This is a genomic window from Pelotalea chapellei (assembly GCF_018531195.1).
In the GTDB taxonomy this organism is placed as follows: Bacteria; Desulfobacterota; Desulfuromonadia; order Geobacterales; family Pseudopelobacteraceae; genus Pelotalea; species Pelotalea chapellei.
This window is the reverse complement of sequence record NZ_JAHDYS010000004.1, coordinates 118,532-132,814: the sequence shown is the minus strand read 5'-3', so window position 1 is coordinate 132,814 and position 14,283 is coordinate 118,532. Positions and strand designations below refer to the sequence as shown.

At 52.0% G+C, this 14,283-nt stretch carries 13 protein-coding genes; 7 read left to right on the top strand and 6 right to left on the bottom strand.

Translation table 11 applies throughout. From position 1 onward, the window contains the following. Positions 1-2 precede the first annotated feature (2 nt). The 5 genes from miaA to prmA form a co-directional block, all read right to left on the bottom strand. Complete coding sequence (gene miaA / locus KJB30_RS05595; RefSeq protein WP_214296959.1) at positions 3-941, bottom strand: tRNA (adenosine(37)-N6)-dimethylallyltransferase MiaA; 939 nt, start codon at positions 939-941, stop codon at positions 3-5. After that, positions 938-2,776 carry a DNA mismatch repair endonuclease MutL gene (mutL, locus tag KJB30_RS05590; RefSeq protein WP_214296958.1) on the bottom strand — a complete coding sequence of 613 codons (1,839 nt, stop codon included), beginning with the start codon at positions 2,774-2,776 and terminating at the stop codon, positions 938-940. Before mutL ends, miaA begins: the two co-directional genes overlap by 4 nt. 68 nt (positions 2,777-2,844) lie before the next feature. Next, positions 2,845-3,432, bottom strand: coding sequence for a hypothetical protein (locus KJB30_RS05585; protein WP_214296957.1), 588 nt, complete (start codon positions 3,430-3,432; stop codon positions 2,845-2,847). Positions 3,433-3,447: 15 nt separating this feature from the next. Beyond that, on the bottom strand, positions 3,448-4,191 hold the full coding sequence (locus KJB30_RS05580; RefSeq protein WP_214296956.1) for a 16S rRNA (uracil(1498)-N(3))-methyltransferase: 744 nt from the start codon (positions 4,189-4,191) through the stop codon (positions 3,448-3,450). Further along, positions 4,191-5,117 (bottom strand): 50S ribosomal protein L11 methyltransferase, encoded by a 927-nt coding sequence (prmA, locus tag KJB30_RS05575; protein ID WP_214296955.1) that lies wholly within the window; start codon positions 5,115-5,117, stop codon positions 4,191-4,193. Before prmA ends, KJB30_RS05580 begins: the two co-directional genes overlap by 1 nt. A 145-nt stretch (positions 5,118-5,262) precedes the next feature. Between prmA and KJB30_RS05570 the strand changes: the two genes are divergently transcribed. From KJB30_RS05570 to proB, 7 genes are all read left to right on the top strand, one after another. Then, positions 5,263-6,072, top strand: coding sequence for a pyruvate, water dikinase regulatory protein (locus tag KJB30_RS05570; RefSeq protein WP_214296954.1), 810 nt, complete (start codon positions 5,263-5,265; stop codon positions 6,070-6,072). Between the two features lie 32 nt (positions 6,073-6,104). Then, a complete protein-coding gene (locus tag KJB30_RS05565) occupies positions 6,105-6,776 on the top strand; it encodes a response regulator transcription factor (protein WP_214296953.1) in 672 nt (223 codons plus the stop codon). Between the two features lie 194 nt (positions 6,777-6,970). Further along, positions 6,971-8,401 carry a Do family serine endopeptidase gene (locus KJB30_RS05560; protein ID WP_214296952.1) on the top strand — a complete coding sequence of 477 codons (1,431 nt, stop codon included), beginning with the start codon at positions 6,971-6,973 and terminating at the stop codon, positions 8,399-8,401. 124 nt (positions 8,402-8,525) lie between these two features. After that, positions 8,526-9,500 carry a 4Fe-4S binding protein gene (locus tag KJB30_RS05555; protein ID WP_214296951.1) on the top strand — a complete coding sequence of 325 codons (975 nt, stop codon included), beginning with the start codon at positions 8,526-8,528 and terminating at the stop codon, positions 9,498-9,500. Between the two features lie 91 nt (positions 9,501-9,591). Next, the gene (gene rdgC / locus KJB30_RS05550; RefSeq protein WP_214296950.1) at positions 9,592-10,785 is read left to right on the top strand and encodes a recombination-associated protein RdgC; all 1,194 of its coding nucleotides are present in this window, start codon (positions 9,592-9,594) and stop codon (positions 10,783-10,785) included. A gap of 64 nt (positions 10,786-10,849) precedes the next feature. Further along, positions 10,850-11,866: a GTPase ObgE gene (gene obgE / locus KJB30_RS05545; RefSeq protein ID WP_214296949.1), complete on the top strand. Its 1,017-nt coding sequence runs from the start codon at positions 10,850-10,852 to the stop codon at positions 11,864-11,866. After that, positions 11,866-12,987: a glutamate 5-kinase gene (proB, locus tag KJB30_RS05540; protein WP_214296948.1), complete on the top strand. Its 1,122-nt coding sequence runs from the start codon at positions 11,866-11,868 to the stop codon at positions 12,985-12,987. Before obgE ends, proB begins: the two co-directional genes overlap by 1 nt. Positions 12,988-12,992: 5 nt before the next feature. On the opposite strand, the gene KJB30_RS18400 is transcribed toward proB, so the two are convergent. After that, the gene (locus KJB30_RS18400) at positions 12,993-14,270 is read right to left on the bottom strand and encodes a DUF11 domain-containing protein (RefSeq protein WP_214296947.1); all 1,278 of its coding nucleotides are present in this window, start codon (positions 14,268-14,270) and stop codon (positions 12,993-12,995) included. Positions 14,271-14,283: the final 13 nt, after the last annotated feature.

Here is a 14,283-nt window from a genome sequence, read left to right as displayed (position 1 = left end):
GTTCAGACCTCCTTATCAAAAAAATCAATTGCATGCCTCGAAATACTAGCAAAGTTTCCTGGATATTCAAGCCATATTGTTTCAGGATCCGCAGTGAACCAGGTCAACTGTCGCTTCGCATACCGACGTGTGTCACGCTTGATCAATTCTGTTGCTTCTTCCCGTCCCAGTTCTCCCGCCAAAAAGGCACATGCCTCTTTGTATCCTATGGCACGCATAGATTTTAACTCCGCACCATAGCCCGCATCAAGTAATCCTTGTACCTCTTCAAACAGTCCTTCGCTCAGCATGCGTTCGACTCGCTCTTCAATGCGGCGGTACAATTCCTGGCGTTCGACTTTGAGTCCAATCTGCAGAAACGGGTAGCGCGGCGTGGAAAAACCATGCTCCTGCTGGTACTGGGAGAGAGGGATGCCGGTAAGTTGATGTACCTCCAGCGCCCGGATGATGCGCACCAGGTTGTTGGGATGAATGCGTTCTGCCAGCTCGGGATCAACCAGGCGCAGTCGCTCCAGCATGGCCTGATTGCCAAGTTCGCACGCCTCTTGCTGGAGTTGCTGACGAATTTCTCCGGCGCCGCTGGGGGAATCCACCAATCCCCTGAGCAGGGTGCGGATGTAGAGACCGGTACCCCCGACTACTATGATCCGTTTGCCCTTGGCTGCAATGGTTTCGATCGCGGCGTCTGCAGCTGTTACAAAGTCGGCTGCCGAGAAGAGCCGGTCAGGATCTACAATGTCAATCAGGTGATGAGGGATTTCAGCGCGCTGGGCAGGCGTCGTTTTGGCCGTTCCTATGTCCATGCCGCGATACACCTGCATGGAATCGGCGTTGACTATCTCAGCATCCAGTTGGCGGGCGAGGTCCAGGGCCAGGTCGCTTTTACCCGAGGCGGTGGGGCCGCAGATGATGAGCAGTTTGGGGGTAGGGAGCGGATTCATGTTCTTTTGAAGATCTTTTCCAGCTCGGCATGGGTGATGGTGTGGGAGACAGGGCGGCCGTGCGGGCAGGAGGCGGCAAAGTCAGTTTCATCCATTCGCTGCAGCAGTTCGCGTATCTGGCGGTGCTCCAGCATCCGCGGACCACGTATGACACTGTGGCAGGCGATCCTGGAAAGCAAGCTCTCCTGAATGTCGTGGAAGGCACTGCTCGCTCCGAGCTGCGACAATTCGCCCAACAGGTCCCGTACCAGTCTGATGCAATCCCGCTCGATGGCCAGACGTGGGACAGCGCTGACAATGATCGTGTTGCCGCCAAAAGGCTCCATTTCAAAACCAATTCCGCTTAATTCAGCGGTGAAACGTTGTGCCGTTGCAACTTCCCCGAAGGACAGCTCCACGGTTTCAGGGAACAGCAGTCGCTGAGACTCTACGGCTCCACATTCGTATTGCCGGCGCAGCAGCTGAAAGGCAACGCGTTCACTGGCAGCGTGCTGATCGATAACGACCAGTTCGTTTCCGGACTGGCAGAGGAGATATTCGGCATGGAACTGACCGATGATAGTCAACGAGGAAAAGTAGCCATTCTCTGCGGAAGCTGGGGGCTCTGTGGCCTCGGGCAACTCTATTGCTACAGCAGCGGGTGGTTCCAAAACTGCGGGTGCAGACTGAAAATGGGGCGTGGGCTCGGATACACGGGGCGCAGTCTGTGCCGCAGTATAGGAAGGAACCTCACGCCGGGGAAGATTCAGGGAGGTCTGCGCCGCGGCGGCAACCCGCTCCAGATATGCCTGGCTGACTGACGGAGTTGTCGGAGGGGCCGCTATAACCTGCCGGCTTGCCAGCCAGGGAGACGCTTTCAGTACTTCTTCAATCGCACTCTGCAGTGTGTCATGCATCAGTGTTTGACGTCGAAATCGGACTTCATGTTTGGTGGGATGAACATTAACATCAACCTCACCGGGGGGCAGTGCAATAAACAGAGCGCACACAGGGTAGCGTCCCTTGTCGATCACACCGCGATACGCCTGCATGATGGCATGCTGTACAACCCGATCCCGCACGAAACGGCCATTGATGTAGGTGAACATTGCAGATGTGGTGGAGCGGGCAGCCGTTGGGCTGGAGATGAAACCAGTCACCTCGATACCCTCTGCCGAGCTTTGTACTGCATGAAGAGCAGCAGCGGAAGTCTTGCCGAGAATCTGTGTCAGTCGACGCAACAGATCCCCGCGCTGCACTCGCAGCAGTTCACGACCGTCACTGGTGCAGCAGAAAGCAACGTCAGGCCGTGAGATGGCCATGCGGGTCACGCTGTCTGCCACATGGGCAGCCTCTGTTTCAGCACTGCGCAGAAATTTCAGGCGAGCCGGAGTGTTAAAGAAAAGCTGTTCAACACTGATGACCGTGCCGGGAGCCATGCCACAGGCCTTGACATCGCGAATACGACCCCCTTCCATGTTTATCTCCGTCCCTTCCAGGCTGTCCGGCTCACGGGTGGCAAGCCGAAAACGGGAGACCGAGGCAATCGAGGGGAGCGCTTCACCCCGAAAACCAAGGGTAAGCAGACTTTCAAGATCACTGTCGGTTTTGATTTTGCTGGTTGCGTGGCGCTCAAGTGACAGCAGGGCATCTTCCCTGGACATGCCGTGGCCGTTGTCGGTAATGCGCATCAGCCGCCTGCCGCCTGCGGTTACTTCTACCGCAATGTCGGTGGCGCCGGCGTCCAGCGCATTTTCAATCAGCTCCTTGATCACGGAAGCGGGGCGTTCCACAACTTCGCCGGCAGCGATTTTGTTGGTAATGATTTCAGGAAGGATGGCGATGCGTTGGGACACAGCGAGACTCCATGTAAAGAAAAAAGAGCGGGTTACCCCGCTCTTCAGTTGCACTATCCATATGGGTGTTATTTCTTGTCGTCTTTGTTGCCAAAGAGGTTGTTGAAGTCTTCTTCAGGTTTTTCGGTTCCTGTCGGTTCCGGTTCATCCCATGAAAAACTATCAAGGTCGAATTCACCGGGTGAAGTCGCTTTCTGTGGGGGAGGGGGAGGTACAGGGTCCTGAACCGCGAAAGGATCTTCGGGTGTGGACTCCAGCAGGCTGGAAAAGTGGTCGTTCTTGTCATCCGCACCAGCTGCAGGCTGATCCCGCTCCGGCTCATCGTTGAATGAAAACTCTCCAAAACTGCTCTCACTGCTATCTTCGTTCCCAAAATTGAAGGGATCTTCCTGGATATCGGCCGTAACTACGCCGCTGTCCATTCCTTCGTCAGCAAGGTCAAAAGAAAACATTTCAGCGGTTTCATCAACTTCATCTGGTTGCTGATTATCCAGGAGTGTTCCATTCAAGCTGTTTGCCATGACGGAGCGTGCCGCCTGGGGAATAACAATCGCCTTGAGACCGAAGGTGTTTTTATAACCGGTAAGGTCATGGGAGCATTTCGTACAGGCGTCATGAAATTCAAAGCTATTGTATCCGCATTTGGGACATTTCATTTGTGACTCCTTGAATCAGATATCTTCCCATATATACTGTAATATAGCCGTAATGGCAAGAGAAGCGGTTTCTGTGCGCAAGATCCTCTCGCCAAGGGAAACGGGCTGGAATAACCGGCTTGAAAAATGTGCTACTTCGAGCGGGTCAAAGCCTCCTTCAGGTCCAATGGCGACTATGGTCGAAGCAGGTGTGGCATGACCGGTAAGAATCTGTTTGAGCCTGTTGGTGCGCTCCCCTTCCCAGAGAAGCAGCCGCACCTCGTGGTCGGCTAAGTCGGCAGCTTCTTTTGCCGATTTAAACCATTTGATGTCGGGAATGGTTCGTCTGCCGCACTGGCGAGCCGCTTCGGCTGTAACCCGCTTCCAGCGTTCCAGTTTTGCCGTAAGCTGGTCTTCACGTATGCGGGCTACTGACCTGCATCCGCCGAACAACCAGAAATCATGAACACCCAGCTCAGTACCCTTCTGCAGAATAAGCTCGGTTTTTTCTCCTTTGGGAAGGGCCTGGCAGATGGTAATGCGCGGTGCTGAGGTGATTGTTGATATTTTCGGGGAGGCCATTATTTTTACGACAACCCAGTCACGGGCAACTTGATTGATGACGCCTTCATACTCGACACCGCTCTCGTCGACGAGCAGGAGAGGGTCTCCATGTCCCAGACGTAGGACGCGCACCATGTGGTTGAAGAGGTCGCCATCAAATGTAGCGAAGCCATTACAGATGCTGCGGGATTTGATCATGAATCGACGGCTGCTCATTAAAGGCTGACCTTGCGATACAGTAATGCCACCCAATCACCCTGGTTGCGTGTCTCACAATATTCCACCGGCTGTTGGGAGAACCCCATGCGAACCAGTTTTTCTTTCTCAGACAGAATACCGGAAAGTACGAGTCTGCCGCCGGGTGCAAGACGCTCCATGATCTGGGGAGCAAGTCTGACCAACTCTTCAGCAAGAATATTTGCAAGAATGATATCGAATTCGCCACTCAGTGATTCCAAAGGAGTGGTGGAACATTGGACTTGTTCAGATAGATTGTTGATAGCCAGGTTCTCTTGCGCCACTTCGACTGCCTGCGGATCAATATCCACAGCGCAGATTCGACCCGCGCCCAGACGAGCCGCAGCCATGGCAAGAATGCCTGAGCCGGTACCAAGGTCGAGAACTGAAGGGATCTGCAGGGTCGGCATGTCATCCATGATCTCTTCCAGCAGTTCAAGGCAGAGGCGGGTTGTCTCATGGCCACCGGTGCCGAAAGCCATGCCGGGGTCCAGTTGCAGAACGATATCATCTGGCCGCGGATGGGCTTCCTCCCAGGACGGCACGATCATCAGCCGCCGACCTACCCGCATGGGCTTGAAATGTTCCTTCCAACTGCTGCTCCAGTCTTCCGTTTTGACGGTTGACAGCGAAGGGGGAGGCAGGGTTAGGCCGGGATGCTGGGATGTCAGCTGTTCGAGAAAGGAACTGATTTCATTCATCTTGGTCTGAATGGGATCGGTGGAGGGAAAATATGCTTTAATTGTAACTTGCGATGAATGCTGGATCTCATCATGTGAAAAGGCATCCACATTCAGATTTTCCGTGCAAACCCCGTTACCGGAGATTTCCGTCAGGAATTCTGCCACAACGTCTGCGAAATCGGCGGGAACATCGCAGGATATTTCGATCCAGGTTTGGGTCATTGTGTCGCCTTCGCGCTTCAAGGTAAGGTAGTTAAAGATTGAAAAATTAGCAGAGGGTCTGATTATTCGCAACAAAATTTCTTGACAAAACACCTTCTTCTAATTAGAAATATAACAGTAGGCTAATGAAACCAGGATGTAATAGATGAAAATCATTTATGTGATTTCCGATGCAACCGGTGAAACGGCCGAAAGAGTTATAAGGGCTGCTCTTTCACAGTTTTATGATGAAGATGTCCGGGTTCAGCGCCTTTGTCAGATTCGCAGCCAGGAAGATGTGCAGCGAGCCATGTCTGTTGTCGTTAATGATCCCGGGTTGGTGGTGTATACCCTGGTTGATCCGAACCTGTCTCAGATTGTTGAAAGGATTGCTGAAGAACATGGCCTGATGGTTGTGGACCTGCTCACCGGCCTGATTTATAACCTCTCGCGGTATCTCGGAGCGCCCTCAAAAGAAATTCCCGGGCTTCTGTACCGCATTGATCCGGAATATCACCGCCGCATTGCAGCCGTTGATTTTACGGTCAAGCATGATGACGGTCAGGAAACGCGCTATCTGCATAAGGCGGATCTGGTGCTGATTGGTGTTTCGCGTTCATCGAAGACGCCGCTCTCCATGTATTTGGCGCATAAAGGCTACAAGGTGGCAAATGTGCCCCTGGTCAAGGGGATTGAGCCTCCCGAAGAGCTGTTTCAGATTGATCAGAACCGGATAGTAGCTTTGATAATCGATCCAAAACGGTTGGTGGAGATTCGGGCTTCACGACTGATCAACATGCGTCAGAGCACGCGCGGCAGTTATGCCGATTATCAGTTGGTCGAGGATGAAATAGCTTATTGCAGGCAATTTTATCGGCGCCATCCGGAATGGATGGTTATCGATGTAACCAATAAATCGGTAGAAGAGTCATCGTCGGAAATCATGAGGCGTATGGATTCTCTGTTTCAGAAATAATAACAGCAACCTACAGAGGCAAGGGGGAGATCATGAAGATTCTTGTTGTTGAAGATGAAAAAAAAGTAGCCGGTTTTATCAAGCGTGGTCTTGAAGAAGACCAATATGAAGTGATGGTTACCTATGATGGTGCCGAAGGTTTGAAGCAGGCGCTGGCAGGTGACTTCAGTCTGGTGATTCTGGATGTGATGCTCCCGAAAAAAGACGGCCTGGCTGTAGTAAAGGAACTGCGTGAAGCGGGCAAGCATATTCCTGTACTGATGCTCACTGCACGCGGCACAACCGATGACATAGTTTCCGGACTGGATGCCGGTTCGGACGATTATCTCACCAAACCGTTTGCCTTTGCCGAGCTGACAGCCCGCGTCAGGGCTCTGCTGCGTCGCGGCGAGCAGGACCGTGGTGCTGAAATTCATTTTGCAGACCTGCGGCTGGACCCGGTTTCCCATAAGGTATGGCGCGGCGATAAGGAAATAGATCTTACGGCTAAGGAATACGGGCTCCTGGAATATCTGGTTCGCAACCCTAACACTGTACTTTCACGTGCAATGATTGCAGAACATGTATGGGACTATGCGTTTGACAGCTTCACAAATATTATCGACGTTTATGTCAACTACCTGCGCAAGAAAGTTGACAAGGACTACCCAACCAAGCTGATACACACTGTGCGCGGCCAGGGATACATCTTGCGTGAGGGGTAATTTCTGTGCTTTCTGATTCGAAGGCTTTATCCATTTCGGTCAGCTTCCAGGTCGTAAGTAGAGTACAAGAATGACAGCTTGCAGGCATTGATTTTCAACTTTTAGTTGTTATATTGTAGCAAGAGTTGGTGAGGGCGGAATCGCGATGGCGAACCGCCCTTCGCTGTTATTTTACTGGTCAAGGAGGAAAAATTATGCCGAAAACCATTGTCTCAGCGGTACGTCTTTGGGTGACAGGGGTAGTTGTTGCGCTCGTATTCCCTGGAGTCTCACTCGCCAAGCCGGTCAGTCCTGATTTTGTGGAACTGTCCAAACGGCTCACGCCAACTGTAGTCAACATTCGAACAGCTAAAACCATCAAACCCAAGCAACGTATGCGTCGCCCCCACTCCCAACAGCCCCAAACACCTTTTGATGAATTCTTCGAAGATTTTTTCGGACGCATGTATGATGAAAATCCTCAGCAGCGGCCGCGCCGCGAGCAGAGTCTTGGCAGCGGTTTCATCATCAGTGCGGAAGGTTATATCATCACCAATAATCATGTGGTCAACGATGCAGATGAGGTAATGGTCAAGCTTTCAGATGGACGTGAGTTGAAAGGCGAGCTCAAGGGAAAAGACGACAAACTGGATATCGCGTTGATCAAAATAAGTGATAAACAGGCACTTCCACATGTCGAATTGGGGGACAGCGATTCACTTGAGGTAGGTGAATGGGTCATGGCGATTGGCAACCCATTCGGTCTCTCCCACACAGTGACAGCAGGCATCGTCAGCGCCAAGGGGCGTGTGATTGGTACCGGCCCGTATGACGATTTCATTCAGACAGATGCCTCCATCAACCCCGGCAACTCAGGTGGTCCATTGTTCAGTTCCGACGGTAAGGCAATCGGCATAAATACCGCAATCCTCAGCGGTGGTGCCGGTGGCATCGGATTTGCGATTCCGATCAATGCTGTCAAGGCTGTTGTTGAACAATTGCGCAGCAATGGCAAGGTGACCAGGGGTTATCTCGGTGTCAGGTTTCAGCCCTTGACACCGGAGTTGGCCAAATCTTTCGGGCTTGAGTCCGAAAAAGGAGCGCTGATTGCCAGTGTTGAGAAAGACACGCCTGCGGAGAAAGCAGGGTTAAAGACCGGTGATATCATTCTGGAGTATGACGGCAGGCGGATCATTGACGGCAATGAGCTTCCCCGTTTTGTGGCGGGAACCCCGATCAACAAGAAGGTCAAGCTGGTGATCTTTCGGGAGGGGAAAAAACAGGATGTGTTCGTAACGGTCGGTAAATTGAAGGATGGAGAGATAGCGGCTGCTGTACCAAACAGTGGCAGTGGCGATGGCGATAAGATTGGCATTACGGTGCAGGAACTTTCCAAAGAACTGGCTGACCGTATGGGAATGAAGGAAAGCAAGGGACTTATTGTTACAGAGGTAAAACCGGGATCATCTGCAGAAGAGGCAGGCGTTGCAACTGGCTCAATCATTATCGAGGTCAACGGTCAACGTCCTGAAACATTAGAAAGTTTCCGCAGTTTGCTCGCTGCTCTGAAAAAAGGCGATCTGGTTCGCCTGCTTCTCAAACGCCAGGATGGCAGTATCCATTATGTTGCCATGAAAACCGAATAACCTCGAGACAGAGGGGATAGTATGACAAAGCCATGAGGGCTCTGGAGGAGGCGAGACTTGCTTTCCTTTGTGAACCTCATGGCTTTATGCTACAAGAGAAGTACCCCCGCATCTCGGAGAAATCATGTCTGCCCGGTACGTTCAGCCGCTTCGCATCCTGATCCAGTTTTCATTCCTTTGTTTCACCCTCCTGCTTGGCTTCCGTTTTTACCACTTTGTGATGTATGTCCGTGGCACCACCGAACCGGTTGCCCGTCCCGTAGGGATTGAAGCATTTCTTCCCATCTCAGGATTGTTGGGTTTGTCAGGCTGGATCAAGGGTCTGGGTATAAATCCGATTCATCCGGCGGCTGTGGTGATTTTTCTATCGGTGTTGGCTGTGTCGCTGGTTTTACGGCGTTCTTTCTGCTCATGGATATGCCCGGTGGCTACCATTTCCGAATGTTCCTGGAAATCAGGTTTTCACTTCTTCCGGCGTTTATTGAAGCCGCCGGGTTGGCTTGATGTAACGCTGCGCGGGATAAAGTATCTGCTGCTGATTTTCTTTGTTTACTCAATTGTGCTGATGATGGATGTCCATGCTTTGCAGGCGTTTATCATGTCCGATTATCATAAAATGTCCGATGTGCGTCTGCTGGATTTCTTCATGCACATTTCACCTGCGGCTCTTGGTATTATTCTTGGATTATTTGCGGTGTCGCTGCTGTTGCGCAATCCCTTTTGTCGATATCTTTGCCCCTATGGCGCCCTCTTGGGTCTGGTGGCCACCCTGTCGCCTTTCCGCGTAACACGCGACAGGACGATTTGCGTTTCGTGCGGTGTCTGCAGTCAAGTCTGCCCGACTTATATCGATGTAATGCACAAAAAAAGCGTCAACTCTCCGGAATGCATTGGCTGCTGGCGTTGTATCAGTCAATGTCGTGCCCAGGGTGCTCTTTCAATGCGTGTTGTCGGGAAATTTACCATAGCCGGATGGCTGTTTGCTCTGCTGGTAGTGGCAGTCTTTTATGGGGGAACCCTCCTGGGTAAAACTTCAGGTTACTGGCATTCTGCCATAAACAGCTCAGAGTATCGTCTGCTGCAGGGAAGGCAACCCTAGCCCTGATTACATTGGAACTTCACTTCCATCTATGGCATAGTGTCAGACCGTTTGTACAACCAGATGAATAAGAAAGGATGCAGTAACGATTATGGGAGTTTATGCAAATACAGTCAGTATCATCCAGTTCACAATTACCGGCAATCTGCCCACCAGTGACGAGTTTCAATGGTTTTCCCAGAAACTGTCTGCCAGGGCTTTTCAAAGCATAGAGAACTCAAGCGAAGAACTCTCCGAGGGGTGGACCCAGGTTGATCACCCTGATAATTCCGTTTTTGATGTACCTTCTGCATTTTGGCGGGACAACTATCTGGTGTTTTCACTACGGCGTGACCAGCGCAAGATTCCTGCCGCAGTTCTCAAATCACATACCGCACGTGAGGAAGGGATGTTTCTTTCCCAATACCCCAATCTGCGTCGTACACCAAAGAAGAAACGTGAGGAAATCAAGGAGCTGGTCCAGGTACGATTGATGGCCAGGTGTCTGCCGGTTCCTTCCACGGTGGATGTGGTCTGGGATCAGAAAACCGGAATACTCACGCTTTTTAGTCTTGGCAGTAGCGCTGTCGAACGTTTTGAAGATATTTTTCGCAAAGGATTTGAAGGATTGCATCCGCTTGCTATCCATCCCTTTGCTCGTGCTCGTATGCTGCTGGATGGACAACTGCTGGACAAGCTTGAGGCTGCCAATCAGGCTAATTCCGACTCAGCGGCCGCTTTGATGCGGGACAACCAGTGGTTGGGCTGGGATTTCATGCTTTGGATTCTGCAGCGCGGACTGAATGGTGAGGGTGAATATTCTGTCTGCCGTGCCGGACATTTCAGCTCGGGGGAACGCTTCTCGGCCTGGATCGATGATCGCATCCAGTTGCAAGGTGGAAGCGAGGATGGTGGCATTCAGAAGGTATCGGTCTCCGGCTCCCAGGATAATTACCTGGAAGCGATTTCAGCCGTCAAAGGCGGCAAGAAGATCACCAGTGCCACTATCTATCTGGAGAAGGATGAAAACCAGTGGAAGCTGACTCTTAAGGGAGAAACCTTTGGCCTGGCCTCGCTCAAATGCCCCCAGATTCGCATTGAACGTGACAGGACAGTTGACGAGATGAGTGAACGTGAAGCAGCTTTTTTCGAGCGCATGTTTCTGCTGGAGCAGGGGATGCAGCTTTTTGAAAGCTTGTTCAAGGTCTTCTTGCAGGAGCGCCTCGGTGATAAATGGAATGACCGCCTGATTACTATCCAGCAGTGGCTTGAAGGCAATCAGAAGATTGAAGCTGCTAATATGTAATAGCTTTTTGGAATAAGTCGCTACTAACTTGATGTAAATGTCTCACCATAAAGGGTAAAAAAACGTGAAATTTATAGATGAAGTAACCTTGTTTGCCTCTTCCGGTCACGGCGGAGCTGGATGTGTATCGTTCCGGCGGGAGAAGTTCATTGCCTTTGGCGGTCCCAATGGAGGTGATGGCGGCAAGGGGGGCGACGTGATTTTTGAAGCGGTCTCCAATCTATCTACTTTATTGGAGCTGCGCCACAAGCCGCATCAGAAAGCGGAAAGTGGTCATAACGGCATGGGCAAGGATCGTCATGGAGCCGCTGGTGCAGACAGGCTGATTCGGGTGCCGGTAGGAACGGTCATCAGGGATGCGGAGACTGGCGATCAGTTGGCCGACCTGACCGAAAACGGTCAGCGGGTGATTCTGTTGAAGGGAGGCAGAGGGGGGCAGGGTAATGCCCGTTTTGCCAGTGCTACCAACAAGGCTCCCAAATTCGCTCAACCGGGGGAGGAAGGTGAAGAGCGCAAGGTGCGCCTGGAGCTGAAGCTTATGGCAGATGTGGGGCTGCTGGGGCTGCCCAATGCCGGCAAATCTTCGTTGATCAGCAAAATATCAGCAGCACGCCCTAAAGTTGCCGATTACCCATTCACCACCATCAAGCCTTCCCTGGGAGTGGTGCCTTACAAGAATAAACTTTCTTTTGTCATGGCTGACATACCAGGCATCATCGAGGGTGCTCATGAGGGTGCCGGTCTTGGCCACCGCTTCTTGAAACACCTGGAACGTTCCGGCATTCTTCTGCACCTTGTGGACATATCATGGATGCCGGAGCGTGATCCCATTGCCGAGTATCAGGCTGTTTCCCGCGAACTCGCCATGTTCAGCGCCGAATTGGCTGCTAAAGAGCAGGTCGTGGTGATTACGAAAATGGATCTTCCCCAAACACGGGAACAGCTCCCGGAAATCAGAGCCTGGTTCGAGAAAAAGGGGGTCAGCACGTTTCCCATCTCATCTGCCACCGGAGAAGGAATTCCAGAACTTCTTGATGAGATCGCCCGGCGGCTGTGGGGCAGGGCCGAGGAGGAGTGGTGATGCGCAAAAAACTTCTGAAGGGCGTCAAGCGAGTGGTGGTCAAGATCGGTAGCCGCGTGCTGACCGACGATGACGGTGCCCTTGATATGACCGTCATCGGAAGCATCTGCAATGACATTGCAGCACTGCGCGGGCAGGGGGTGCAGGTAGTAGTTGTTTCATCAGGAGCAATTGCCGCCGGACGCAGCGAACTGGGGCTGCTAGAGAAGCCGAAGACTATTCCTCAGAAACAAGCCGCTGCTGCCATAGGGCAGACCCGCCTGATGCGGGCCTATGAGGAAGCCATGAAGCCACATGGTCTCAAGGTAGCACAGGTGCTGCTCACCAGTGAGGATCTGGCGAGCAGGCAGCGTTTTCTCAATGCCCGTGCCACTGTTGATACTCTGCTCGGCTTCGGCATCATTCCAGTAATCAACGAGAATGATACGGTGGTGGTGGATGAAATCAAGTTCGGCGACAATGACAACCTGTCGGCACTGGTAACCAATATGGCTGAGGCTGACCTGCTGATGATCCTCACCGACATCGAGGGTCTCTATGATGCCGATCCCCGAACTGACCCCGCGGCGCAGTTGATTCCCCTGGTGAGGTCGGTTACCCGTGATATCGAGCGTATGGCAGGCGGTGCCGTCTCCGCTGTCGGTACCGGCGGTATGGCCACAAAGGTGGCTGCCGCCAAAAAAGCTGCCAGAAACGGCGCTCCCACCATGCTGCTTTTAGGCAAACAAGCAGGAATCATCATTAACGCAATGGAAGGGAGTGAAGTCGGCACTCTTTTCCTTCCAGCCGCTGCCGGATTGAACCGCCGCAAGCACTGGCTCGCTTACACTCTCAAGCCTGCCGGAAGGATTACGGTTGATGACGGGGCGCGTGAAGTGCTGCAGAAAAAAGGAAGAAGTCTTTTGCCGTCAGGAGTAGTCCAGGTGGAGGGTCGTTTTGACAGGGGGGGCTGTGTGCGCATCTGTGGGCTGGACGGCAAAGAGTTTGCTCGTGGATTGGCGGATTATTCAGTAACCGAGATCGCTAAACTGGCAGGCCGTAAGAGCAAGGAAATAGAAGAAGTACTGGGATATCGCTATGGAGATGTGATAGTGCATCGCGATAATCTGGTTGTGTTATAATAAAACTATTTTTTTACCACCACAGCTGCGGCTGAGTTAAAGACTTCTTTCAACTGCAGCTGTCTATTTGTTACTTCAATTCTGCAGCGCAGTTCCTGTTTGTCCTCAATATCTTCTTTTACTCGTGCAGTAAGGGTGAACTCCTCAACTCTACCCGTTTCCAGAACATCGATTTTGAAAGAAAAAACTCCCGGCGATTCTTTCTGGTGTGTGCCGGCCGCCTGGACGAATTCCAACTGCTGCGGCAGGATCGTACGCACAGTCAGGTCTCGTGCAGTCAGTGACCCCGCATTGATCGTGGTAATACGATAGGTAACTATTCCTCCTCCCGATGTCTGTGAGGGAAGAGGCCTGGCTACTACTCTGACCAGAGGAGCCGATGCCGCAACCAGAATGTCTTTTGAGAAATGTACATCGCTGAATCTGGTGGAAACAGCCTTGAGTGGAATGCTGAGTTTATAACCGTCAATCCTGCTCTCAGGCATTTTGATGTTAAGCACACCTTTGAAGGTTTCTCCAGCAGCCAGGGATATTTGTTGGAGCGCTTCAGTCTTATCAACGGCTGTCAAGGCCGGAGCGTACTCAGCGGGGAGGGGCACCGCCAGATGAAAATTTTCGCTGGTAATTCCTTTATTGTGCAGTTCAAACAGGATCTTGCCATGTGTACCGGCTTCGATCTGTCGAATATCCTGAGGAAGTGAAATAGCCAACCGTATGCTTTCTTTCGCCGCTTTTTCAGCAGCAAGGCGCTCGCGTTCCTTGCGCTCGGATTCGGCTTTTTCTTTTGCGATACGAACCCGCTCCGCCTTTTCCCGCTCAAGTCGTTCCTGTTCTGCCTTCAATGCTGCAGCTTGTTCCATGGCAATCCGATCAGAACGCACCTTTTGGGCTGCTACTCGTAATTGCTTGGTGGGAAGCAGCTTCTCGCCTTTTTTCTGGCGCTTCGCCAGGGCCAGTAACTCTTCCTCTATGCTCGGTACCAGATTGCTTTCAGGGAACTCTTGAGTGAACAGCCTGATCGTTTTTGCAGCCAGATCGTTATCCCCTGATTTAAAAGCGGCCCGTGCCATCAGGAGCAGTGAAATGTCACGCAGGGGGGTGTCCGGAAATATCTGGTGGAGGCGTTCTAATCTCTCAATGACGAGCAGATAGTCTTTTTGGTGGGAAGCATTGAAAGCTTCGACAAAAAGGCCTGAATCATCCGGTTCAGCAGAAAAAACAACGCCGGCCCCCAACAACACCACGAGGATGCAGCAGAGGACCGGCTTGATCCCAAATTTCACTAGGTTACTTCTA

Bases quoted from the DNA above. Each gene is read 5' to 3' on its own strand.
- miaA (WP_214296959.1), bottom strand. From the start codon at position 941: ATGAATCCGCTCCCTACCCCCAAACTGCTCATCATCTGCGGCCCCACC.
- KJB30_RS05585 (WP_214296957.1), bottom strand. From the start codon at position 3,432: ATGAAATGTCCCAAATGCGGATACAATAGCTTTGAATTTCATGACGCC.
- KJB30_RS05580 (WP_214296956.1), bottom strand. From the start codon at position 4,191: ATGAGCAGCCGTCGATTCATGATCAAATCCCGCAGCATCTGTAATGGC.
- prmA (WP_214296955.1), bottom strand. From the start codon at position 5,117: ATGACCCAAACCTGGATCGAAATATCCTGCGATGTTCCCGCCGATTTC.
- KJB30_RS05570 (WP_214296954.1), top strand. From the start codon at position 5,263: ATGAAAATCATTTATGTGATTTCCGATGCAACCGGTGAAACGGCCGAA.
- KJB30_RS05565 (WP_214296953.1), top strand. From the start codon at position 6,105: ATGAAGATTCTTGTTGTTGAAGATGAAAAAAAAGTAGCCGGTTTTATC.
- KJB30_RS05560 (WP_214296952.1), top strand. From the start codon at position 6,971: ATGCCGAAAACCATTGTCTCAGCGGTACGTCTTTGGGTGACAGGGGTA.
- KJB30_RS05555 (WP_214296951.1), top strand. From the start codon at position 8,526: ATGTCTGCCCGGTACGTTCAGCCGCTTCGCATCCTGATCCAGTTTTCA.
- rdgC (WP_214296950.1), top strand. From the start codon at position 9,592: ATGGGAGTTTATGCAAATACAGTCAGTATCATCCAGTTCACAATTACC.
- proB (WP_214296948.1), top strand. From the start codon at position 11,866: ATGCGCAAAAAACTTCTGAAGGGCGTCAAGCGAGTGGTGGTCAAGATC.